At 61.9% G+C, this 22,504-nt stretch carries 16 protein-coding genes; 8 read left to right on the top strand and 8 right to left on the bottom strand.

Annotated elements, in window-relative coordinates; all coding sequences use genetic code 11:
- Positions 1 to 122: 122 nt before the first annotated feature.
- The 3 genes from AC1RMX_RS25305 (at position 123) to AC1RMX_RS25295 (ending at position 4,541) form a co-directional block, all read left to right on the top strand.
- Positions 123 to 1,520, top strand: a complete 1,398-nt coding sequence (locus tag AC1RMX_RS25305) for an alkaline phosphatase D family protein (RefSeq protein WP_493073388.1) — start codon at positions 123 to 125, stop codon at positions 1,518 to 1,520.
- A gap of 38 nt (positions 1,521 to 1,558) precedes the next feature.
- Positions 1,559 to 2,329, top strand: a complete 771-nt coding sequence (locus AC1RMX_RS25300; protein WP_096820550.1) for a hypothetical protein — start codon at positions 1,559 to 1,561, stop codon at positions 2,327 to 2,329.
- Positions 2,330 to 2,510: 181 nt separating this feature from the next.
- Positions 2,511 to 4,541, top strand: coding sequence for a TonB-dependent receptor (locus tag AC1RMX_RS25295; protein ID WP_493073387.1), 2,031 nt, complete (start codon positions 2,511 to 2,513; stop codon positions 4,539 to 4,541).
- 57 nt (positions 4,542 to 4,598) lie between these two features.
- Here the strand turns inward: AC1RMX_RS25295 and AC1RMX_RS25290 are convergent, their stop codons facing one another.
- Positions 4,599 to 6,809 carry an LTA synthase family protein gene (locus tag AC1RMX_RS25290; protein ID WP_493073386.1) on the bottom strand — a complete coding sequence of 737 codons (2,211 nt, stop codon included), beginning with the start codon at positions 6,807 to 6,809 and terminating at the stop codon, positions 4,599 to 4,601.
- 299 nt (positions 6,810 to 7,108) lie between these two features.
- Between AC1RMX_RS25290 and AC1RMX_RS25285 the strand changes: the two genes are divergently transcribed.
- Positions 7,109 to 8,140 (top strand): sterol desaturase family protein, encoded by a 1,032-nt coding sequence (locus AC1RMX_RS25285; RefSeq protein ID WP_493073385.1) that lies wholly within the window; start codon positions 7,109 to 7,111, stop codon positions 8,138 to 8,140.
- On the opposite strand, the gene AC1RMX_RS25280 is transcribed toward AC1RMX_RS25285, so the two are convergent.
- Complete coding sequence (locus AC1RMX_RS25280) at positions 8,121 to 8,564, bottom strand: GFA family protein (RefSeq protein WP_096820554.1); 444 nt, start codon at positions 8,562 to 8,564, stop codon at positions 8,121 to 8,123. The two genes, AC1RMX_RS25285 and AC1RMX_RS25280, sit on opposite strands and share 20 nt — an antisense overlap.
- 127 nt (positions 8,565 to 8,691) lie before the next feature.
- Here AC1RMX_RS25280 and AC1RMX_RS25275 point away from each other — a divergent pair, with 127 nt between their 5' ends.
- Both AC1RMX_RS25275 and AC1RMX_RS25270 read left to right on the top strand, forming a co-directional pair.
- Positions 8,692 to 9,582, top strand: a complete 891-nt coding sequence (locus AC1RMX_RS25275; RefSeq protein WP_493073383.1) for a LysR family transcriptional regulator — start codon at positions 8,692 to 8,694, stop codon at positions 9,580 to 9,582.
- Between the two features lie 103 nt (positions 9,583 to 9,685).
- On the top strand, positions 9,686 to 10,699 hold the full coding sequence (locus AC1RMX_RS25270; protein ID WP_493073382.1) for an ABC transporter substrate-binding protein: 1,014 nt from the start codon (positions 9,686 to 9,688) through the stop codon (positions 10,697 to 10,699).
- A 43-nt stretch (positions 10,700 to 10,742) separates the two neighbouring features.
- On the opposite strand, the gene AC1RMX_RS25265 is transcribed toward AC1RMX_RS25270, so the two are convergent.
- Complete coding sequence (locus AC1RMX_RS25265; protein WP_096820557.1) at positions 10,743 to 10,940, bottom strand: helix-turn-helix transcriptional regulator; 198 nt, start codon at positions 10,938 to 10,940, stop codon at positions 10,743 to 10,745.
- Positions 10,937 to 11,311, bottom strand: coding sequence for a hypothetical protein (locus tag AC1RMX_RS25260; RefSeq protein WP_096820558.1), 375 nt, complete (start codon positions 11,309 to 11,311; stop codon positions 10,937 to 10,939). The genes AC1RMX_RS25265 and AC1RMX_RS25260 overlap by 4 nt, the downstream gene beginning before the upstream one ends.
- Positions 11,312 to 11,577: 266 nt before the next feature.
- Between AC1RMX_RS25260 and AC1RMX_RS25255 the strand changes: the two genes are divergently transcribed.
- Positions 11,578 to 11,994: an organic hydroperoxide resistance protein gene (locus tag AC1RMX_RS25255; protein WP_096820709.1), complete on the top strand. Its 417-nt coding sequence runs from the start codon at positions 11,578 to 11,580 to the stop codon at positions 11,992 to 11,994.
- 82 nt (positions 11,995 to 12,076) lie between these two features.
- Here the strand turns inward: AC1RMX_RS25255 and AC1RMX_RS25250 are convergent, their stop codons facing one another.
- The 4 genes from AC1RMX_RS25250 to AC1RMX_RS25235 all read right to left on the bottom strand — a co-directional run bounded on the left by AC1RMX_RS25250 (position 12,077) and on the right by AC1RMX_RS25235 (position 15,587).
- Positions 12,077 to 12,556, bottom strand: coding sequence for a copper chaperone PCu(A)C (locus tag AC1RMX_RS25250; protein WP_096820559.1), 480 nt, complete (start codon positions 12,554 to 12,556; stop codon positions 12,077 to 12,079).
- Positions 12,556 to 13,161: an SCO family protein gene (locus AC1RMX_RS25245; RefSeq protein ID WP_096820560.1), complete on the bottom strand. Its 606-nt coding sequence runs from the start codon at positions 13,159 to 13,161 to the stop codon at positions 12,556 to 12,558. The genes AC1RMX_RS25250 and AC1RMX_RS25245 overlap by 1 nt, the downstream gene beginning before the upstream one ends.
- Positions 13,162 to 13,317: 156 nt before the next feature.
- Entirely contained in the window at positions 13,318 to 14,730 is a 1,413-nt protein-coding gene (locus AC1RMX_RS25240) for an efflux transporter outer membrane subunit (protein ID WP_493073381.1), read from the bottom strand.
- Between the two features lie 62 nt (positions 14,731 to 14,792).
- Positions 14,793 to 15,587 (bottom strand): helix-turn-helix transcriptional regulator, encoded by a 795-nt coding sequence (locus AC1RMX_RS25235; RefSeq protein ID WP_096820562.1) that lies wholly within the window; start codon positions 15,585 to 15,587, stop codon positions 14,793 to 14,795.
- A gap of 492 nt (positions 15,588 to 16,079) precedes the next feature.
- Between AC1RMX_RS25235 and AC1RMX_RS25230 the strand changes: the two genes are divergently transcribed.
- On the top strand, positions 16,080 to 22,490 hold the full coding sequence (locus tag AC1RMX_RS25230) for an amino acid adenylation domain-containing protein (RefSeq protein ID WP_493073379.1): 6,411 nt from the start codon (positions 16,080 to 16,082) through the stop codon (positions 22,488 to 22,490).
- Positions 22,491 to 22,504: the final 14 nt, after the last annotated feature.

Below are 22,504 nucleotides of genomic sequence, written 5' to 3'. Positions count from 1 at the left end.
CGACTATTGGTGCCTGATAGGCAAAGTCTTTTACCGGTTGCTTCGACGGATTTGCTACTACGCTGATATCAGCAAGACGCAGCGCGGTTCGGGACACCCGACGTGATGACCAGGAGGTTCGCATGATGCTCTCTGCCCGTCCTTTGATTGGCCCACCGGGGATATTCCGGGTCTGGGTGGGTGCCTTTGGCGTAATCAATCCGCCGGTTCCCCGCTTCACCATCGACGGTACGCCGGCTGCGACGGTGGGCACGGCGGTGTTCTTCGAGGTGCGCGACAAGCAGCGCCAGGCCGGTTCCGGCAACAGTCCAGCCAATCATCAGGGTGTCTTCGAGCTGCAATCGCCGGGGCCCGGGGATCATGTGGTGGTTGTCAGCCTGGCGGGAGAAACGTCGTCCGTTCGCTTGCGGGAGATGCCCGTCCGGGTGACTGAACCGTTTGCCGGCGGTTTCACAATGCTGCTGGCCTCCTGTTATTACCAGAAGAACGACAAAGGCGCGCTCGCCAGCCTGCAATCGCGCCTCAAGTCGCGCCCGGATATGGTGTTGCTGGCCGGCGATCAGGTGTACCTGGATTTGCCGCTGCACGAAGACCTTCCGGGAAACGAACCGGCGCTCTCGCGGATGCTGGGCGACAAGTACGCTAAGCACTGGCTCTCGAGGGAAAAGCAGATCAACGGGCTGGACCCGCTGTTGCAACTGGCGCCCACGGCCTGCATTCCCGACGATCACGAATACTGGAACAACGCGCCGCATTTCTCGCCCTGGCTGCCTTGCACCTATACCGCGCAGAGCCGGCAGATGCTCGCCAGTGCCGGGCGCAATCTGTATGAGGACTTTCAACTGGGCGGTAACCCCGCATCCCATCAGGGCGCGCAGCGAATCGAGGTCGATCCGCTGCGCATGATTTTGCTCGACACTCGTTCGGATCGCGATCCGGGCGGGGCTTACGATGGCCGGTACGGTTTGATGAGCAAGGCCACCGAAGACGATCTGGTGCAGTGGCAAAACGACCTGCTGAACGATCACCGCGCCGGCAAACTGACCATCGGCGTACTGGCCGCCGGACAGACGCTGTTTTCCAAGGCACCGCCCTGGTACTCCGAATGGGCGGACTCGGATCTGCAGAGCTACGCGCAGTTCGGCATCATCCTTCGGGTGCTGCGCACGGTCTGCGAGGCGGGCATCCCGGTGGTGTTTCTCAGTGGCGATGTGCATTACAGCACCATCTCCAGAGCAACCTGGACCAAGACCGGACAGGAATGCCTGTTTGAAGTGGTCAGCTCGCCGGTTTGCCAGATCGATGGACCGCCGACCAAGGCCGACCCACCGGTTACGGATCTGGACGCCAAACGCTTCCAGACGAAATGGGTCGACCATTACTCAGGCAACGTCGTCCTGACGATCAACTTTTTGCGGGGAGGTGGCAGTGTCGACATGAACATCACCTTGTACCCGCTGGATGGCGGCAACCTGTCGCCTCGCGCTCTGGAGACGATTCGTCTCACCCCTCGGCATTGACCACGTTTTGCACAGGTTCGACTCAAGAGGTAAAAACCATGTTGAAAAATCGCAGTGGAAGCGGACGCAACCCGGAGATCGTCGAGCAGGAGCGCCGCCGGAGTGAGAGTAACGATGGGTGGCTGGAGCGTGCGTTCAAGGACCTCGGCCAGCCGGATCTGAAGAAAACCACCTTGCTCGTGCTGGCCGGGGGCAAGGATCAACTGGCCACGCGGGTGCGCATTGCCCAGTCGGCCCTGCGTAATGACCGGTTGCCGTCCTATTGGTCCGACTGCTTTCTGCTCAAGATCAAGGATGACGGCTTGTCAGGCGCCAAGGTCTTTCACGTGCCTTTGATCCAGCCGGCCAGACCGTTCGCGACCGAGCGCAACGGTGTGGTGGAGGAGGATCTGGCGTTTCTGTCGAACAAGGACGAATGGCCGAATCTGGCGTTGCTGGCGTTTCCGGTCGATCAGCGCGACGTGGTGTCGAAGCTGAAAAGGTTCATGATCGATCGCAACAGCCTCGATGCCCTGGAGCACATTCTCAAATGGCTGGCGTATGCCTGGGGTGTTTCGCGAACCCCCAATCCGGTGCACGAAGACATGGGTTTCCCTTCGGCGTGCATGCTGGAGGTAGCGTTTTCCGCCGCTCAACTTGACCTGACGCCGGGCCTGGCTTCAAAGGTTTCCTGCCCCGAAGCGATCTGGAGCACGGCCTGTTACTGGCAGAAGTATTACGAGCAGAGTCGTGGCGCGGTGCCTTTGGGAAGGTACGTGATCGGGCACACCTACGACATCGATGACGGCAGACCGAAACGGGGGAAATGACCGGGCGTTCCTTTGGAAGACCCGTGCTTGAGCGGTTGTTGTAAGCATTGAGGCAAGAATCGTGATGGTCATTGGAAATGTTATTGTATAACATAAAAATGATTTCATCTGATCGATGTCACTGACCTGTCCGTGTGGCAGTGGCATCGATCCTTACTTTTCTGTCTTACGGAATTTAGAAATGCCTTCCCGTTTTCCCTCTTTCCAGCCAAGCCTGTTGGCGTCTGCGTTGCTGATCGCATTGCCCGCATTCGCCGCCGAACCCCTCGAACTGCAACCGCAAGTCATCACCGGCAATCCGCTGGGCAGCCAGAGCCTGGCTTCGCCCTCGACTGTGTTGAGCGGCGATGAGCTGACGCTGCAGCAGAAAGGCAGCCTGGGCGAAACCCTGAACAAACAGCCGGGCGTGTCGTCGTCCTACTTCGGGCCGGGCGCCAGTCGCCCGATCATTCGCGGGCAGGACGGCGACCGCATTCGCATTCTGCGCAACGGCGTCGGCGCGCTCGACGCCTCGTCGCTGTCCTACGACCACGCGGTGCCACTGGATCCGGTCAACGTCGAACGCATCGAAATCGTCCGTGGCCCGGCCGCGTTGCTCTACGGCGGCAGCGCGATTGGCGGGGTGGTCAACACCTTCGACAACCGCATCCCGACCGAAGCCATCGACGGCATCCACGGCGCCGGCGAGCTGCGCTACGGCGGCGCCGACACCACCCGCAGCAGCGCGGGGAAACTCGAGGCCGGCAACGGCCAGTTCGCCTTGCACCTGGACGCCAGCGCCCGCGAGTTCAATGACCTGAAAATCCCCGGCTACGCCAAAAGCAGCCGCGAACGGGCGGGCGACGATGGCGATTCCAGCAAGCATCGTCTGGCCAATAGCGACGGTCGTCAGGACGGCGGCGCGGTGGGCGGGTCTTACACCTGGGACGACGGCTATGCGGGGCTGTCGTACAGCAATTACGACTCCAACTACGGCTCACCGGCCGAAGACGACGTGCGGATTCGCATGCAGCAGGAGCACTACGCGTTCGCCTCGGAAATCCGCAACCTCGACGGCCCGTTCAGCTCGGTCAAGTTCGACGCCGGCTACACCGATTACCAGCACCGAGAGATCGAGGGCGGTGAGGTGGGCACCACGTTCAAGAACAAGGGCTACGAAGCGCGGGTCGAAGCCCGGCACCAGCCATTGGGGCCGTTCAACGGAGTGATCGGCGCGCAGGTCAGTCGCAATGAATTCTCGGCGCTGGGCGAAGAAGCCTTCGTGCCGCAGACCGACACCAACGCCGGTGCACTGTTCGTTCTGGAAGAGCTGCAAGCCACGGATCGTCTGCTGTTCACTCTCGGCGGACGCCTGGAGCACACCACGGTCGACCCGGACGCCAAAGGCAACGAGCGTTTCGCCAATGCCGACCGCTCCAGCAGTTTCACCGCCGGCAGCCTGTCGTCCGGCGCGGTGTACACACTGACGCCGATCTGGTCGGTCGCCGCCACGCTGGGCTACACCGAACGGGCGCCAACGTTCTACGAGCTGTACGCCAACGGCGCCCACGTCGCGACCGGTACGTATGAAGTCGGAGATGCGGGCCTGTCGAAGGAAAAAGCCGTCTCCAGCGATCTGGCGCTGCGTTTTGACAATGGCACGCACAAGGGCAGCGTGGGCGTGTTCTACAGCCACTTCTCCAATTACATCGGCTTGCTCGGCACCGGGCGTACGCTCAATGACGAAGGGGAAGAGGACGCGGGCGGAATTCCCGAATACGCCTATTCCGGTGTCCGTGCGCGCTTCAGCGGTATCGAGGCCCAGGATCGTTGGCAGCTCGGCGAGAGCGCCTACGGCAAGTTCGCGCTGGAATTGTCGGGCGACTACACCCGCGCCAAGAACCTCGACAACGGTCAGGATCTGCCGCGCATTGCGCCACTGCGGTTGAACACTGGTCTGCTCTGGGAACTGGATCGCTGGCAGGCGCGGATCGATGTGGAGCACGCCAGCTCCCAGCATCGGGTGCCGGACAATGAAAGCAGCACCGATGGCTACACCACGCTGGGTGCGAATGTGGGGTATCACTTTGATGTCGGCCAGAGCAAATGGCTGGCCTTCGTCAATGCCGAGAACCTGACCAACCAGACTGTGCGCTACGCCAGCTCGATCCTGCGCGACATTGCGCCGGCAGAAGGGCGAAGCATTCAGGTCGGGCTGCGCACCACGTTCTGATCGTTCCCCGCGATCTTGCGCCAGCGTCCCGCGAACCGCGCGACGCTGGCGTCGACATCAGCTCGACTGAGCGGTGTCGTCTTCCGGGAGTTCCTCCCGCAGATCCTGTTGCCCCGGCAGCTCGGTGATCACGCTGAAGTCCGTGACCTCCACCGCCCCCAGCCCATAACCCAGCAAATGGAACGAGAAGGCCTTGCGCGGTTGCGGGTTGTCGAAGCTGAAATCCATTTCCAGCGGCTGCTCCGCCGTGGCGACCATTTCCGAAGGCAGGCCGAGTTGCACGTCCTGTTCGAATTCCTTGGCCTTGAGCTGGATGTAGGCTGCCTGCTGCGGATCCATCGAGCGCACGGTCAGGCGCACGCGGGTATGTGAGCCCTTGGGCATTTCCAGGTATTGCGCGCCGATCAGGTTGTCGGCCCAGTCATCTTTGATCTGAGCTTGCAGCGGGATGATGTTGTCGCTGCCAAACTGATAGCGCTGATTCAGCGGGGTGCGCAGCAGCGACAGGTCCAGCGCATCGGCGCGGGCCGCAATCTGACGGGCATTCTGGCCGCTGGCATTGCCCTTGAAGGTGGCGCTTTCGGCGATGAAGCCTTCGCTCGCGTAAGCGCGGCAGCGTCGCGGCATGTCGCACTCGGTCAGGATGCCGTGGCCGTCGTGGTAGCGCAGCTTGCCGTTGGTGAACGACATGATTTCGCGACCGGTATCGTAGTCGCGAAACAGCGAGCGGCCACTGAGTGCTGCCGGGACAGGCAGGTCAAAGTAATCGAGGATCGATGCGCTCAAATCGACATGCCCGTAGACCCCGGCGTTCAGGTGCGGCAACTGGGTCTGCTCCGGTGCCAGGGTCAGGTTGAATCCCCAGGACGACGCCAGTCGCACGCCATCGATGCCATGGGATTCGTCCGACGTGATCACCACCAGCGTGTCTTTCAGCACGCCCTGACGTTCGAGACCACTGAGGAACTGGTCCAGTGCATCGTCCAGGTAGCCGACGGCCGCCTGTTTCGGCGTGTCGTAGCGTTGCAGGTATTCATCCGGCGCGGAGTAGGGCTGATGGGTGCCGACGGTCAGCAGGGTGAGCATCCACGGTTTTTTCTGTTTCTTCAGTTGGCCGACGTAACCCAGCGCGCCTTCAAAGAACGCCTTGTCGTCCTTGCCCCACGGGAATTCCAGGTAGTTGGCGTTGGTGAACCACTCAAGGCCATGGGTCGCATCGAAGCCGATGTGCGGCATGATCTTGTCTTTGGCCATGAAGCGCAGGCCGGCGCCTTGCAGGTAGTGAGTGCTGAAGCCGTTCTGGCGCAACTGGGCCGGCAGGCAGGCCTGGTTGCGTTCGTTCTGGGTCAGCATTTCCACGCCTTTGGGCGTGCCGTTGTTCAACTTGTCGTAATCGCCGCAGAGCATGGCGTACAGGCCGCGAATGGTCTGGTGCGTGTGCAGCACGTAGTCCGGCGTGTTCATGCCGCGCTCGGCCCAGCGGCTGAGCTTGGGCATCAGGTCTTCCTGATAATGGCTGCCGATCGCCTCGCGATTGGCGCGGATGTAGGCGCCGGGAATGCCCTCGACGGTGACGATCAGGACATTGCGCGCCTGACCTTTGGCTGCCAGTAACGAGTGACCATTCAGGTCGAGGTCGGTGAGTCCGGCCATCGAGGGCGCTGGTGCTTCGCTGCCACCTTCCAGCCATTCCTCGGCCTGCATTTGTGCGTCGGCGACCTGCGCGGCGAGCAACTGATGCGGCAGGTTGTACAGGCGCCATGGGTCGGCGTCGCTCGGCGAGAGATTCTGTGCGCCCCAATGGGCGGCGAACAGCAACACCGGTGCCGTCCACGCCGCGCGGGGCAGGGCCGGGGCGGGAGTCGCGCGGTTTGCCCACTGCGTCGCCAGCCACAGCAGCAGGGCCAGCAGCAATGTGCCGGCCACCGCCGGATGGGCAAAACCGCCGCCGGTGGAGTTCTCCACGAATTGCGGGTCGATCAGGTAATGCAGGTCCTGGGGATTGGGCAGGCGCCCGACCGCGCTGACCAGTTCAGCTGTCGCCACTGCCAGCAAGCCCCAGAACACCAGCACCGGCAGCCCCAGCCACCACGGCCGGCGATGCAGCAGGACCACCAGCAGGCTGCCGATGGCCAGGTCGGAAAGATAGCCGAACAGGCTCGACCAGCCGAGTGCCGCACGCAGGCACACCGGTACGATCAGTACCAGAAAAACCAGAGAGAGAAGACGGGCGTCGGGGTGCCGAAGCCGTTGAAAAAGAGCGCTCACAAAAAAGACCTTCCAGCCATCAAACCGTCATAAAAGTGTGCGCGATGATACCAAGGGTGGGCTGTCTGATCGCCCTTTTAAACGCGAAGCTGATCCGCTGTCGAACGGCTGTGCGATCACGGCGAAATGCCTGAGGCCCAGACCTGCGTTCATGTCAGGGGTGGCGGAAGGCTTTTTCCGGCGTACCGGAGCAGGGGATTAATTGTTTCAGGCTGTTTATTACGCCTTTGATCCCTTTCCGCTGCATTTGCGAAACGTTGCGATTTACAATGCCCGACCTCTGATGGAGACCTGCCTCCGTGGATGTCCTCACGCAACTCAACGCTTATCTGCACCGACTGCTGATCGAACCGGTCGCCGAGCAGTTCTTCAGCCTGTTCGATCTGAATGGCCGCATCGGCGTGGTGTTTATCTTCACCTCCTATTGCGTGGCCTATGGTCTGTTCCGCTACAGAAAATCCCGAGGCCTGACCGAGGCCCCAACCTTCTGGCAGTTCCTTGGCGGCGGTCGCGTGCATGGGCATCGCTCGGCGTGGCTGGATTATCGCTACTACTTCATCAAGGGCATTCTGCGGGTCGCGCTGGTGTTGCCGGTCGTGGCGCTGGTCGATCCGCATATTCTGCGCTCGGGCGATTACGTGCAGTTTTTTAACCGGCTCTGGGGCGCCCGCGAGCAGGTCTCGGATCATCCCTCGATCGCATTGTTTTACGGCCTCGGCGTATTTGTGTTCAGGGACTTCCTGCACTACTGGATTCACCGCGCCTTTCATTCCCGTTTTCTGTGGGAATTTCATAAGGTCCATCATTCGGCACCGGTGCTGGTGCCGGCCACCGCCAGCCGCATTCACATCGTCGAATCGATCTTCGAACGAGTCGTCATCACCGCCGGCCTTGGCGCTTTTGCCGGCGTGGTCTGGTATGCCTGTGGCGGGGAGGTCAGCCGCTACACGCTGTTCGGCGTGACGTGGCTGGCACTGATCATCAACAGCCTGGGGGCCAATCTGCGGCACAGCCATGTCTGGCTGTCGTTCGGGCCGAAGGTCGAACACGTGCTCAACAGCCCGGCCCAGCACCAGATCCACCACAGCGACGCGCCGCGACATTTCAACAAGAATTTCGCAATCAACCTGTCGCTGTGGGACTGGATGTTCGGCACGTTGTACGTCACCACTTCAAAACCCGAAGTCTTGCGCTTCGGCACGGGCGAGCAAGACCGCACACGTTATCTGACGGTGTACAGCCTGATCGTCACGCCGTTTGTGGACACCGCGAAACGCTTGTCGTCGAACGCCGACGGGCTCAGAACCAGGTTCAACCAGCGTACGCCATGAGGGCTTCGCCGAAGGCCTGCGGGGTCGGGTTTTGCGGCCAGCTCGGCAGCCCCTCGGGCAGCGTCAGCCAAGGTTGTTTGTGACTGACCCAGATGTGTGCCATCGGTTGCAGTGAGCGGCTTTCATCGAGCGTGCCGGCGCGCAGAACGCTCATCCCCGGTGCGGCCGTGGTGGTGTTGCACAGACGCGTATGGCAGACACTGCACAGCTGATGTTCGGCGTGTTGCCCATTGAGATCGTAGGCATAAGTGGCCAACGGTCCGGTCAGCGTCAGGGCGTCGGTGGGCAGCAGGGCATGCAGTGCAAAGGCACTGCCGCTCCAGGTCTGGCAATCCGTGCAATGGCAGGCGTAGATGGCCGGCGGCACTTCGGTCTTCAACTGATAACGGACGGCACTGCAGCGACATTGGCCGGTGAGTGTCATGGGCAAGGCTCCTTCAACTGCGGGTTCGATGCCGGGCGCAAGGCCCGTGCGGTATGCTCGCGCAGCATGCCGCAGACCCCGGTGAATGAACATCGGCCAAAACTGCCCAACCGCTCACAGGAAATGTATGAACGCTCCACAACTTCATTGGGAAACCCAGCGCGCCTTTCTCGCGGTACTGCGCACCGGCAGTCTGTCGGGCGCCGCGCGCTTGCTGGGCATTGCCCAGGCCACGGCACGGCGGCGGATTGAGGCGCTGGAGCAGAGTGTCGGCGTCAGCCTGTTCATTCGCTCACCCTCGGGGCTGTTGCCGACCGAGACTGCCAAGGAGTTGATCGGTCACGTCGAAGCCATGGCCCTGGCCGCCAATGCTTTCAACCGCGCCGCTTCCGCTGACGTGGCGCAAACCAGCGGCACCGTGCGCCTGACCGCCGGCAAGCTGTTGGGCGTCGAGATCCTGCCGCCGATGTTGCGCCGCCTGCGTCAGCAACACCCGCAATTGGCGCTGGAATTGAACGTGTCGAATCGTCTGCAAACCCTCTCACAGCAGGAGGCCGACGTAGCCGTGCGCATCCGCCGTCCGACCGAAGCTTCGGTGGTAGCGCGCAAGGTCGGCGATCTGCACGTGGGCCTCTACGCCACACCCGAATTGCTGGCGGAGCAGGGCGTGCCTGAAACGGCTGAGGACTTGCGCCGGTTTCCGCTGATCGGCCCGGATCGTCATGGGGGCGAGATCGAGTTTCTATGTGCGCGCGGCTTCGATTGTTCGGCAGAGCACACGGCCATCCGCACCGATGATCATCTGGCGCAATGGGCGGCGTTGCGCGCGGGTCTGGGGATTGGCGTGAGTTTTCGGCAACTGGCCCAGCGACATGGACTGGTGCGAGTCCTGCCCGGTCAGGTGGACTTTACGGTGGATGTGTGGATTGCAATGCATCAGGACATGCGCCGGGTGCAACGGGTTTCAGCGGTGTTCGATGGCTTGGGAGCGGACTTGCAGGTTTTTCTGGAAGCCTGATTTTCAGATGATATCAATATGCGATAACGGTATTTAAATTTCGTTTTTTATAGCGATAGAGTCCGGCCTCACAGATTTCCCAGAAAATCACTGCGAGGTTGTCATGGCCCTACCGTTCAAACGTTCTGCACTGACGCTGCTGGCGGCTTCGTTGGCTGGCGCTCTGCTCGGCAACACTGCTCAAGCCGAAGGCAAGATCAGCATCGCCCAGCAATTCGGTATCGGTTATCTGATTCTGGATGTGGTGCGCGATCAGCACCTGATCGAGAAGCACGGCAAGGCTCAGGGGCTGGACATCAAGGTCGACTGGAACAGCATTTCCGGCGCTACCGCCATGAACGAAGCGCTACTGACCGGATCGCTGGATGTGGTCTCGGCCGGCGTGCCACCGATGCTCACTGTGTGGGATCGCACCAAGGGCAAACAGAACGTCAAGGCCATCGCTTCGCTGGGCTCGATGCCCAACTACCTGCTGACCAATAACCCGAACGTGAAAACCCTCAAGGACTTCAGCGACAAGGATCGCATCGCCGTGCCGGCGGCGGGCGTGGGTTTCCAGTCCCGCACGCTGCAGATCGAAACGGCCAAAGAATTCGGTAATGACCAATACAAGAAATTCGACGACATCTCCGTCAGCCTGCCGCACCCGGATGCCACGGCCGCGTTGATCGCCGGCGGCTCGGAAATCAACGCACATTTCTCCAGTCCGCCATTCCAGTACCAGGCGTTGCAGAATCCCAACGTGCATAAAGTGCTGAGTTCCTACGATGTGCTCGGCGGCCAGGCCACCTTCAACGTGCTGTACACCACGGAAAAATTTCACGACGAAAACCCGAAAACCTACAGGGCGTTCTACGACGCACTGGTCGAGGCCGAGCAGATCATCAAGGCCGACAAGCCTGCGGCCGCACAAGCTTACATTCGTGTTGAACAGTCGAAGTTGCCGTTGGCGCTGGTGGAGAAAATCGTTACCGATCCGGAAATCGATTTCACCGTGGTGCCGCAGCGCACGTTTATATATGCAGAGAAATTGCAGGAGCTGGGTGTGCTGAAAAACAAGGCGGACAGCTGGAAGGATTATTTCTTTGAAGAGGCGCATGGCGGGGCGGGGAGTTGAACAGTCCGCCCGGCAGCCTGTGCTGACGGGCGGACTTTTCGTATCAACTCACCGAGTCATCAAAGATGCTCTCAATCGGCATCTCGAACGCCCGGGCAATCTGGAACGCCAAAGGCAGGCTCGGGTCGTAGCGTTCGTTTTCAATCGCATTGATGGTCTGGCGCGAAACGTTCAGACGTTCGGCCAGATCCACCTGTGACCATTTGCGCTCGGCGCGCAGTTCCTTGAGGCGGTTCTTCATTGGTAGCGGCGCCGGGCGATGCGCAGGCCGATCATCCACATCGCGCCCATCACCGGCCAGACCCACAACCACGGGATATGCGGGGCGCCCACCGTTTCCAGAAAACCGTAAGTGAAGGTCAGCAGGGCCGATGCGGCGAATGCAAAGCCGAGGGCTTCGAACTGGATACGCAGATACATTTCGTCGAGACGTCGCATGTCGCGTACGACCGTCCAGCAGAACAAGCCGACCGGAATCATCGGCATCAGCACGATGACGCCGCGCAGGTAAGCGTTGGCATCCGCCAGATAAATCAACGCGAATTGCGATGCCAGCAGCACCACTGCGTACAGAACCATTGCCGCAGCCATCTCTCGGTTGAATCGGTTCATGTCCAAACTCCTATGTAAAAGACGCTTTACATAGTCGCTTAAGATATTTCCGATGTAAAGCATGCTTTCCATAAGGGTCGTGCCCAATCACTTCTCTGCATTCATTGGCCGGATAACGAAGGCGGTTGCCCGCACGTCCGTTGCCCGGGTGAGCAATAAACCCGCGTCTATAGTGAGAGGGCTGTGTGAAACGGGTTGGCGCACCTCAAGGCTGCGACGGGAGGCGCCGAGTGAACAATCTGCTGTTATTCATTCAGGAGATCGCCATGAGCCAGATCGAAAAAGTCCTCTACACCGCAAAGACCCACACCACCGGCGGACGTGACGGGGCGTCGCGCAGTTCCGACGGGATTCTCGATGTGAAGCTATCGTCCCCCGGCTCCAACGGCGGAGGGACCAATCCGGAACAACTGTTCGCTGCCGGCTGGTCGGCGTGCTTCATCGGCGCGATGAAAGCGGTGGCGGGGCAGCAGAAAATCAGCCTGCCAGCGGACCTGGCGGTGGATGCCGAAGTAGACCTGGGCACCAACTCGGGAGGGTATCTGTTGCAGGCACGTCTCAATGTGAGCCTGCCGGGCATGGAACGCGGCGCGGCGCAGCAACTGGTGGATGCGGCGCATCAGGTGTGCCCGTACTCCAAGGCCACGCGCAACAATATCGAAGTCGAGTTGAAACTGGTCTGACATCCAGATGCAAACGGGGCGGCATGATCGTCGATCATGCCGCCCCGTTTGTTTTTGAAGCCGTAAAACTGTCAGTCAGCGATCAATGCATCTTGCTGTGATCGTGGCCTTCCATGTTGGTCAGCGAGCGCACCGGCGCCTGGACTTCGATGGCTTGTTTCTCGCCCTTGGCGTTTTCGACGGTCAGGGTCAGCGGCACGTTGTCGCCTTCCTTCAGTTGACCGTTCAGGCCCATCAGCATCACGTGGTAGCCGTTCGGATCGAACTTCACAGCCTTGCCGGCCGGCAGGTCGACCGAGTTGACCGGGCCCATGCTCATCACGTCGTTCTTCATGGTCATTTCGTGAATCTGCACGTCCTTGGCCACTGGCGATGCAACGCTCAGCAGTTTGCTGTCGCTGTCGGCGGTGACGGTCATGAACGCGCCGCTGGCCGACTGGTTTGGCACGGTTGCACGGACCCAGGCGTCATCGACCTTGGTCTGCGCCGAAACCTGGAAAGCCAGGCCCAGCAGGGACAGGCCCAGAGCAGCACGTTTGATGTTGTTCAGAAAAGGGTTCATCAGCAGACCTCCATGACGGTAAGCAAGTCTTCCGTACACTCTTGTGCAGAAAGCGATTGGGACAGACCCACGCGCAGGTTGCCGCGGGTGTCGTAGACATAACTGGTAGACGTGTGCGACAGGGTGTAGGTGTCGCCGGCAGGGACTTTTTCGTAGAAGACGTCGAATTCCTTGGCGGTGGCCTTGGTTTCCTCAAGGGTGCCGTACAGGGCGACGAAGCTTGGGTCGAAGGTCTTGACGTAGGCGTCGAGGATTTGCGGCGTGTCGCGTTCCGGGTCGAGGGTGATGAACACCACTTGCAGGATGTCGCCATCCTTGCCCATCAGCTTCTTGATTTTTGCCGCGCGGGCCAGTGTCGTCGGGCAGACGGCCGGGCACTGGGTGAAACCGAAGAAGATCATCGGCATCAGGCCGCGAAAGCTCGACAGCGACACGGTGTTGCCTTCGGTGTCCTTGAGCTTGAAGGTGCGTCCGAGGATCTTGTCACTCAGATCCTTGCCGTACTTGTACGACAGTTGGCCGCGGGTGTCGCAGCCGGCGAGCAGGCCCAGACCAAGCACGCCCATTCCCGCAAGCACCTTGCGGCGAGTCAACAAAGCCGTCATCTAATACCGCCCTTTGCAGCCCGCCGGTCAGCAAGACAGGCGGGGGGTTAACCGTAAAAGCGGCGCATGATACCAAAATGAACCGCCAGGTCGGTTTTTGATCACCAACCAATGTCGGATCGGGCGACAAAAGGTGTAAGAAAACATGACCTGCGGTTATTGCGGCGACGGTTCAACCGGGCTCCAGCTGCCGCCCAGCGCGGTGTACAGGTTCACTTGCGCCACCAGTTGCGCCAATCGGTCAGTGATCAAGCCTTGCTGAGAGCTGAACAGCGAACGCTGGGCATCGAGGAACGTCAGGCTGCTGTCGACGCCGGTCTGATAGCGGTGCTGCGCCATGTCGTAATAGTCCTGGGTCGCCTGCACCAGATCACGCTGGGCCTGGAGTTGTTGCTGGTAGGTCTGGCGCGCCGCGAGTCCGTCGGACACTTCCTGGAAGGCGGTCTGAATGGTCTTTTCGTACTCGGCGACGCTGATGTCCTTCTGCAATTTCGCGTAATCCAGACTGGCGCGCAGGCTGCCGGCATTGAAGATCGGCAGGTTGATCTGCGGCTGGAACGTCCAGGCGCCGGAACCGCCCTTGAACAGCCCCGACAGGTCGCGACTGGAAGTGCCGGCGTTGGCGGTCAGGCTGACACTGGGAAAGAACGCCGCCCGGGCCGCGCCGATGTTGGCATTGGCCGCCTTGAGCTTGTATTCGGCCTGGAGAATGTCCGGCCGGCGCTGCAACAGGTCCGACGGCAACCCGGCCGGCACTTGCGCCACCAGATCACTGTCCAGCGGACGTGCCGGCAGAGTTTCAGGAACCGGCGCGCCGACCAGCAGCGTCAGGCTGTTCAAGTCCTGGGCGACCTGGCGTTGATAGCGGGCGAGGCTGGCGCGGGTGCTGTCGACGCTGGTCTGCGCCTGGATCTGATCCAGCGCCGAGGACTTGCCCGCCTCGCGGTTGCGCGTGGTCAGGCGCAGGCTTTTCTCGTCGGCAGCGAGGGTTTCTCGGGCCAGGGCCAGCAACTCCTGGTCGGCGCGCCAGGTCAGGTAGGCATTGGCGACGTTGGCCACCAGGCTCAGTTGCGCACTGCGCCGGGCTTCTTCGGTGGCCAGCCAGCTCATCAACGCCTGATCGCTGAGGCTGCGCACCCGGCCGAAGAAATCCAGTTCGTAGGCGCTGATGCCAAGGTTGGCGGAGTAGGTCGACGTGATCGCCGCTTTGGTTTTGGTCACGCTCGCCGGCACCCGCTGGCGCAGTTCGTTGGCATTGGCCGAGACCGCCGGCAGCAGATCGGCGCGCTGAATGCGGTACTTCGCCTGGAACGCCTCGACGTTCAGCGCGGCGACTCGCAAGTCGCGGTTATTGACCAGCGCGCTCTCAATCAACTGTTGCAACGCCGGGTCATTGAACAATCCGCGCCAGTCCTCGACCGCGCTGGTGGCCTGGGTTGGCGCAGGGTAGGCGGGGCCTTTCGGATACTGCGCCGCACTGGGCGACGCGGGCTGCTGGTAGTCGGGAATCAGCGAGCAGCCGCCCATCAGCAACGCCATGGACAGCAGGGAGATCGGCAACCTGGACATCAAACAGCCTCGTTCACGAATGAGAGCGGGCGCCGGGCGCCCATGATGAGAGAAACGCCGGATCAGGCCCCGGCCATCCATTTCGCCAGACCGTGACGACCACTGACCCCGAGCTTGGCGGCCGCGCGCTTGAGGTAGGTCTCGACCGAGCTGTTCTTGACCCGCAACCGCTCGGCCATCTGCGGCACGGTGCCGCCGGTCAGCAAGCCCAGGCAGACTTCCTTCTCGCGCACTGACAGGGTGATGTCGCCCAGCGCCAGGCGTTCGTCGAACACCTGTTGCAACGGTGTCTGCTCCTGATCGGCCTGGAGCGGGCGCGGTTGTCGGGCGACGATTTGCCGACGGATCTGCGCGTGACGCTCGATCAACGGCAGCAGGGTGTCGGACAGGCTTTTGAGAAACGACAGTTCCGGCAGGGAAAACACCCGGTGCGTGTGAGGGCGACAGAACGAGATGACACAGCGGCGGTTGGAGGTGCGTGACACCAGATTGCACTGATGGACGCTGCGGTGCGGGTGTCGTTGCTGCAGCGAAGCTTTGAGTTGAATCAGCAGCGAGTCATTCATCTCGATCATCTTCTGCAACAGCGGATGATCGTCCTGGCATTGCAGGGGATCCGGGGGCGGGAAGGTATCCGGCAAACCGGCGCTGCCCAATGCCTTGATCTCGACCACGCTGGCCTCGCGCTCGTCGAGTGTCCATTCGCTGAGATCTACCCGGTTGACCGGCACCAGGGTGTCGACCAACTGAAACATGTTCGTGGCGAAACGCTCGTTCCCCGTGCTGGCGATCAACTCGCCCAGCTGCCAATAGAAGTGCGGGTTGTCCATGTTGCGAAGACTGCCGGTCAGATTCATATCCTTGTCATCCTTGATTTAAAGCCATTGCCGAATCGTCTGCCGTGCATGCACCTGTGAAGCCGCCACCCAATCATTTCTCCTTGAAATCGATCTGGAGCGGGATTTAAGCCTATGCATTTGTCCTACGTCTGTAGGGGAAAACGGGGACACAAAGTGCCACTATTTCCGGATTAATGGCGCCACGTTTCTGTCAGTCCTAGGGTGACAAGCCTGTAGGACGTGACTGTACGGTCTAGCGGAAACCCCGAAAACCGGGGTTCAGAGCGCCGTTTCCCAGCATTGCGAAGTCGTAGTCAGCGCAGGTGGATGGCGATTGTCCTACAGGATTTTCAGTCATTTCTTTCCGAACTTTTGGTGGGATGGCCGGCCAGTCGAGGCCTGTCAGCCCGCAGGGCAGGGCAAAGAGGGGGGAGTTGTCCGGGTTTCACGTGTCATGCGGGTTTCGGGGCCGATGCTTGAATACGCGCCAAATCACATGAGACGGATCTTATGAACCAATTTGCTGCCGATGCGGCGGACGGTCTGTCCGCGATTTCCGAGGCCTTCCCGCTGACTGCCGCCCAGAGCGACATCTGGCTCGATCAACTGCGTCAGGGGGATTCACCGCTGTACAACATCGGCGGCTACGTCGAGCTGACCGGCCCACTGGATCCGGCGCTGATGCAAGCGGCTCTGGAAGGTCTCGTGGCCCGGCACGACGCCATGCGCACGATTCTGTTGCCGGGCGCCGGCCAGCACGGCTTGCCCCTGCAGCGCTTTGCGCAGTCCTTGCCGGCCCCGATGCCAATCCATGACGTTTGCGCGCAGCCCGATCCACAGTCCGCGGCGCGCAGGCTGATTCAGGAACGCATCGAGCAGCCGTTCACGCTGGACGGCGGGCCGTTGTTCCGGTTTCTTCTGATCCGTCTCGATGCCGATCATCATTGGCTGTCTATCCTCGCCCATCACCTGATCGTCGACGGCTGGGGTTTCGGCGAGATGCTCAAGTCGCTTGACGAGATCTATAACGCGCTGGCGCTTGGGCAACGGCCGCCGGACTCGGCACCGTCCTATGTTGATTTCATCCATGACGATGCGCGTTATTACGAGTCGGCACGCTATACCCACGACCGGACGTACTGGCTGGACAAGTACCGCAACCTTCCCGAGCCGTTATTGCTGCCCCGATATCAGGAACGATTTGCCGGTGCCCCGGCCCCGACCCGGATTTTCTCTCAGGCTTTTCCCGCACGACTGCACGAACGCATGAAGTACGTGGCTCGCGAATACGGCGGGTCGGCGTTCCATGTGTTGCTGGCAGCCTTGCACGTGTATTTCAGTCGCACCGCCCAGCGTGACGAATGGGTGGTGGGGGTGCCGCTGCTCAACCGTTCCGGTGCCCGGTTCAAGTCCACGCTCGGGCTGTTCACTCAGGTCAGCGCAGTGCGGATGGGGTTTGGCCGGGCGTTGTCGTTCGGTCAGTTGATCACGGCGATCCGCGACGAATTGAAGCGCGATTTCCGCCATCAGCGTTTTCCGCTGAGCGAAATGAATCGTGCATTGGGCCTGCTGCGCGAGGATCGCTCCCAACTGTTCGAACTGACGGTGTCCTATGAGCAGGATGTTCACGAGTACCGCTACGGCGAGGCTCAGGCGCGGGTCATCAAGGTCTCGAACCACGAGGAGGGCACGCCGCTGGCGGTGCATTTGCTCAGCACCCTCAACAACGACAAAGACAGTTTGTACATGGTCTACAACGAAGCCTATTTTGGCGCCGATGAGATCGAAGCGCTGTCCGGGCGCCTGTTGCTGGTGCTGGAGCAGGGCCTGGAGAATGTTGACCTGGCGCTGGATGATTTCAATCTGAGCCTGCCAGTCGAATCGGCGTTGCTGCAGCAGTGGAATGACACGCGCGCGGATTACCCCAACGAGTTGACCATCCATCAGCGCATCGAAGCGCAAACGGCGGCGCGGCCAGAGGCGGTGGCCGCAGAGTTTCAGGGACAACGGCTGACCTATGCCGAGCTGAACCGAAAGGCCAACGCCCTGGCCCATCACTTGATCGGGCTCGGTGTACGGCCCGATGACCGCGTGGCGCTGGTCGCCCGCCGAGGGCTGGACACGCTGGTCGCGCTGCTGGCGATCCTCAAATCCGGCGCCGGTTACGTGCCGGTTGATCCGGCCCATCCTGCGGAGCGCTTGAGCTATTTATTGCGCGACAGCGCTCCGGTCGTCGTCTTGACCCAGCGCGATCTGCGCGAACGGCTGCCGGTGCTGAATGTGCCAGTGATCGACATTGACCCGCGCATCTGGCCGGTCAACGATCTCAACCCCAAGGTCTCGGGCCTGGCCACCGCGCATCTGGCCTACGTGATCTACACCTCCGGTTCCACCGGCCAGCCCAAAGGCGTGATGGTCGAACATCAGACCCTGTCGAATCTGGTCGACTGGCACTGCTCAGCCTTCGATCTGTGCACCGGTCGCCACACCTCGAGCCTCGCCGGCTTCGGTTTCGACGCCATGGCCTGGGAAGTCTGGCCCGCGCTGTGTGCCGGCGCGACCCTGCACCTGGCGCCGTCCCGCGACGGGGGAGAAGACATCGACGCGCTGCTCGACTGGTGGCGTGCGCAACCGCTGGACGTGAGCTTCCTGCCAACGCCGATTGCCGAATACGCCTTCAGCCGCCACCTCGAACACCCGACCCTGCGCACGCTGCTGATCGGCGGTGATCGCCTGCGCCAGTTCAATCGCGAGCAGACGTTCGCGGTGATCAACAACTATGGCCCGACCGAGGCCACCGTGGTTGCCACCTCGGGTCGAATCGAACCGGGTCGGACGCTGCACATCGGCAAACCCGTGGGCAATGCCACGACCTATCTGCTGGATGACCGACAGCGTCCGGTGCCGATTGGTGTGGCCGGTGAGCTCTACGTCGGTGGTGCCGGTGTGGCCCGGGGTTATTTCAACCGTCCGGAGCTGACCGCCGAACGCTTTCTCGACGATCCATTCAGCAACCAGCCAAACGCGCGGATGTACCGCACCGGCGACCTCGCACGCTGGTGCCCGGACGGCAACATCGAATACCTGGGCCGCAACGACGATCAGGTGAAAATCCGTGGCGTGCGCATCGAGCCCGGCGAAATCGAAGCCGCGTTGAGCAGCCATGAATCCGTGCGCGATGCGGTGGTGCAGGTGCGCGACGGGCAGTTGTTGGCCTGGTTCACCGAACGCCAGCCGCTGGACATCACACGACTGCATGCCCATCTGCAAACCCGTCTACCCAGCGCAATGCTGCCGTCGGCGTACGTGCGCCTGGCGGTGTTGCCGCTGACGGCCAACGGCAAGCTGGATCGCCAGGCGTTGCCTGCACCGGGACCTGAGGCGTTGATCCGCCGCGAATATGAAGCCCCGCAAGGTGACGTCGAAATCCTCCTGGCGCAGATCTGGGCCGAGGTGCTGCAAGTCGAAAAGGTCGGGCGTCACGATCACTTCTTCGAACTGGGCGGGCACTCGTTGCTGGCGGTCAACCTGATCGAACGCATGCGTCAACTCGGCATGAGCAGCGATGTGCGAGTGCTGTTCGGGCAGCCGACTTTGGCGGCACTGGCCGCGTCGGTGGGCACTGGCCGCGAGGTCGAAGTGCCGGCCAACCGCATTCCGCCGGGCTGCACGCAAATCACCCCGGACCTGTTGCCGTTGGTAGAACTGGATCAGACCACTCTCGACCGGATCATCGCCACGGTGCCGGGTGGGGCGGCCAACGTGCAGGACATTTATCCGCTGGCGCCGTTGCAGGAAGGCATCCTCTATCACCACATCACCGCCGCGCAGGGTGATCCGTACCTGCTGCAATCGCAGCTGGCGTTCGACAGTGTCGAGCGGGTCGAGGCCTACGCGGCTGCATTGCGTCAGGTCATGGCGCGGCACGATATCCTGCGCACCGCCGTGGTCTGGGAAGGCTTGACCACACCGGTGCAGGTGGTCTGGCGCGAAGCTGAACTGCCGGTGCAGGAAATCACCCTCGATCCGGCCGAGGGCGATGTCCTCGCGCAACTGCACGCGCGTTTCGATGCCCGGCGTTATCGCATCGACGTCAGTCAGGCGCCGCTGATCCGGCTGATGTATGCACGCGACCCGGCCCACGGGCGGATCGTCGCGATTCTGTTGTTCCATCACCTGGCGCTGGATCACATCGCGCTGGAAGTCTTGCGTCATGAAATGCGCGCCAACCTGTTGGGGCAGGGCGAACCGTTGCCGCCGGCGGTGCCGTACCGCAATTACGTGGCGCAGACACGACTGGGCGTCAGCGAGCAAGAACACGAAGCGTTTTTCCGCGAGATGCTCGCCGACATCGACGAGCCGACGTTGCCGTTCGGTTTGCAGGACGTGCAAGGCGACGGTCGCGGCATCGACGAAGCCGTGCGATCGCTTGCGCCTGAACTGGACCGGCGCTTGCGCCTTCAGGCGCGGCAGGCGGGTGTCAGCGTGGCCAGCCTGATTCACCTGGCCTGGGCGCAGGTGCTGGCGGCGACGTCGGGGCAGGAACATGTGGTGTTCGGCACAGTGTTTATGGGCCGTATGCAGGGCGGTGAAGGCGCGGACCGCGCGCTGGGGGTGTTCATCAACACCTTGCCATTGCGGGTGGACATGGACCGGGGCGCGCGCGATGCGGTGCTGCTCACCCACGCCCGACTGACCGACTTGCTCGGGCACGAACATGCGTCACTGGCGCTGGCCCAGCGTTGCAGCGGGGTCGCGTCACCGGCGCCGCTGTTCAGTGCGTTGCTCAACTATCGACACACTGACCTTGAGGCGCAGGAAGCGGCGTCGGACCAAGCCTGGCAAGGCATCCAGACCCTGGAGAACGAAGAACGCACCAACTACCCGATGACTTTGAGTGTCGATGATCTGGGTAGCGCCTTGCAGATCACCACGCGGACCCTGATCAGCATCGGCGCCCAGCGCATCGGCGACTATGTGCAGACTGCGTTGCAGGCGCTGGTGGATGCCCTGGAGCAGACACCACAACAACCGCTGAATCGCTTGCCGATTCTGCCGTCGGCGGAGCTAGAGCAACTGCTGGTCGGGTTCAATGCCAGCGAAGTCGATTGCCCGCTCGATCAGCCGCTTCAGGTGCTGTTCGAACAGCAGGCGCAACGCAGACCCGACGCCATTGCCTTGCAGGCCGGGGATCAACAGCTGACGTATCGCCAATTGAACGAGCAGGCTAACCGTCTGGCGCATCATCTACGCGAGCACGGCGTGCAACCCGATTCTCGGGTGGCGATCTGTGTCGAGCGCAGCCTGGACCTGGTGATCGGCCTGCTCGGCATTCTCAAGGCCGGTGGTGCTTACGTGCCGCTGGACCCGGACTATCCGCTGGAACGCCTGCACTACATGCTGCAAGACAGCGCGCCGGTCGCGGTGCTGGTGCACGAAGCCACCCGCAGTCTGCTGGGCAATTCGGGCGTGCCGGTCATCGATTTCGACCGTTGCACCTGGCAGGACGCGTCGGCCGATAACCTGCACGTACCGGGTTTGAGCGCTGCGAACCTGGCCTACATGATCTACACCTCCGGCTCCACCGGCACGCCGAAGGGCGTGATGATCGAGCACCGAAGCGCCTGCAACATGGTGCACTGGGGCTCGCAGATCAGCCCGCCGACCGAGCACGGCGCGCTGTTGCAGAAGGCGCCGTTCAGCTTCGACAGTTCGGTGTGGGAGATCTTCTGGCCGCTGTGTTCCGGCCTGCGGCTGGTGCTGGCGCGTCCCGACGGCAACCGCGATTCGGCGTATGTGACCCAGGTGATTCGTGAACGACAGATCACCGTGGTCAAGTTCGTGCCAGCGCTGCTGCAACAGTTCGTCGAACAGGACGATGTCAGCCAGTGCACCAGCCTGACCGACGTGCTCAACGGTGGCGGCGAACTGACCGCCGCACTGGCCCGGCGTGTCCGCGAGCGCCTGCCATGGGTGCGTCTGCATAACGTTTACGGGCCGACCGAAACCACGGTCGACAGCACCGGCTGGACGCTGGAACCGAATCAACCGGTGCCGGAAACCGTGGTGCCGATCGGCAGGGCCCTGAGCAACACCCGGCTCTATGTGCTGGATGCCCACGACCAACCGGTGCCATTCGGCGTCAGCGGTCACCTGCACATCGGCGGGGTCGGGGTCGCGCGGGGGTATCTGGGGTTGCCGGACATGCAGGCCGAGCGCTTCATCGACAGCCCGTTCGTGGCCGGTGATCGCCTGTACCGCACCGGCGATCTGGTGCGTTACCGAGCGGATGGCAACCTCGAATTCCTTGGGCGCAACGACTTCCAGGTCAAGCTGCGTGGCCTGCGTCTGGAACCGGGGGAAATCGAAGCGCGGCTGATCGAGCACTCGGCTGTGCGTGAAGCGGTGGTGCTGGTGCGGGATGAGCGGCTGGTGGCGTATTTCACCGTGCGTGAAGGCTTCGATGCGCCCAGCATCGAAACCTTGCGCGCCCATGTGCTTGAGCGCTTGCCGGAGTACATGGCGCCGGGCGCTTACGTGAAGCTCGATGCGTTGCCCCTGACCCCCAACGACAAGGTCGATCGCAAGGCCTTGCCGGCACCGGGGGCAGAAGCGGTGCTCAGTCGTCGTTACGAGGCGCCCGAAGGCGAGGTCGAGATCAGGCTGGCGCAGATCTGGGCCGAGGTGCTGCAACTGGAGCAGGTCGGGCGCAACGACCACTTCTTCGAACTCGGCGGGCATTCGTTGCTGGCGGTCAGTCTGGTGGCGCGCATGCGTCAGGCCGGGCTGCACGTCGATGCCCGGACGCTGTTCAGCCAGCCGACCCTGGCTGCTCTGGCGGCTCAGACTTCGGCGCAGTCAACGCAGGTGGAAGTCCCTCAAACCACCATACCGACGCTCAATCGCAAACGCCGGCTCTGAGCGACATCGGCGCC

The sequence above is a fragment of the Pseudomonas sp. GW822-FHT03F04 genome, from assembly GCF_058801405.1.
Note: the sequence above shows the minus strand (reverse complement) of the source record. Positions and strands in the feature narration are given on the sequence as shown.

What these genes read in the sequence shown, in the direction of transcription:
- AC1RMX_RS25260 (WP_096820558.1), bottom strand. Translation starts at nt 11,311, where the DNA reads ATGAACCGATTCAACCGAGAGATGGCTGCGGCAATGGTTCTGTACGCA.
- AC1RMX_RS25305 (WP_493073388.1), top strand. Translation starts at nt 123, where the DNA reads ATGATGCTCTCTGCCCGTCCTTTGATTGGCCCACCGGGGATATTCCGG.
- AC1RMX_RS25295 (WP_493073387.1), top strand. Translation starts at nt 2,511, where the DNA reads ATGCCTTCCCGTTTTCCCTCTTTCCAGCCAAGCCTGTTGGCGTCTGCG.
- AC1RMX_RS25270 (WP_493073382.1), top strand. Translation starts at nt 9,686, where the DNA reads ATGGCCCTACCGTTCAAACGTTCTGCACTGACGCTGCTGGCGGCTTCG.
- AC1RMX_RS25230 (WP_493073379.1), top strand. Translation starts at nt 16,080, where the DNA reads ATGAACCAATTTGCTGCCGATGCGGCGGACGGTCTGTCCGCGATTTCC.
- AC1RMX_RS25255 (WP_096820709.1), top strand. Translation starts at nt 11,578, where the DNA reads ATGAGCCAGATCGAAAAAGTCCTCTACACCGCAAAGACCCACACCACC.
- AC1RMX_RS25235 (WP_096820562.1), bottom strand. Translation starts at nt 15,587, where the DNA reads ATGAATCTGACCGGCAGTCTTCGCAACATGGACAACCCGCACTTCTAT.
- AC1RMX_RS25240 (WP_493073381.1), bottom strand. Translation starts at nt 14,730, where the DNA reads ATGTCCAGGTTGCCGATCTCCCTGCTGTCCATGGCGTTGCTGATGGGC.
- AC1RMX_RS25275 (WP_493073383.1), top strand. Translation starts at nt 8,692, where the DNA reads ATGAACGCTCCACAACTTCATTGGGAAACCCAGCGCGCCTTTCTCGCG.
- AC1RMX_RS25280 (WP_096820554.1), bottom strand. Translation starts at nt 8,564, where the DNA reads ATGACACTCACCGGCCAATGTCGCTGCAGTGCCGTCCGTTATCAGTTG.
- AC1RMX_RS25300 (WP_096820550.1), top strand. Translation starts at nt 1,559, where the DNA reads ATGTTGAAAAATCGCAGTGGAAGCGGACGCAACCCGGAGATCGTCGAG.
- AC1RMX_RS25250 (WP_096820559.1), bottom strand. Translation starts at nt 12,556, where the DNA reads ATGAACCCTTTTCTGAACAACATCAAACGTGCTGCTCTGGGCCTGTCC.
- AC1RMX_RS25265 (WP_096820557.1), bottom strand. Translation starts at nt 10,940, where the DNA reads ATGAAGAACCGCCTCAAGGAACTGCGCGCCGAGCGCAAATGGTCACAG.
- AC1RMX_RS25245 (WP_096820560.1), bottom strand. Translation starts at nt 13,161, where the DNA reads ATGACGGCTTTGTTGACTCGCCGCAAGGTGCTTGCGGGAATGGGCGTG.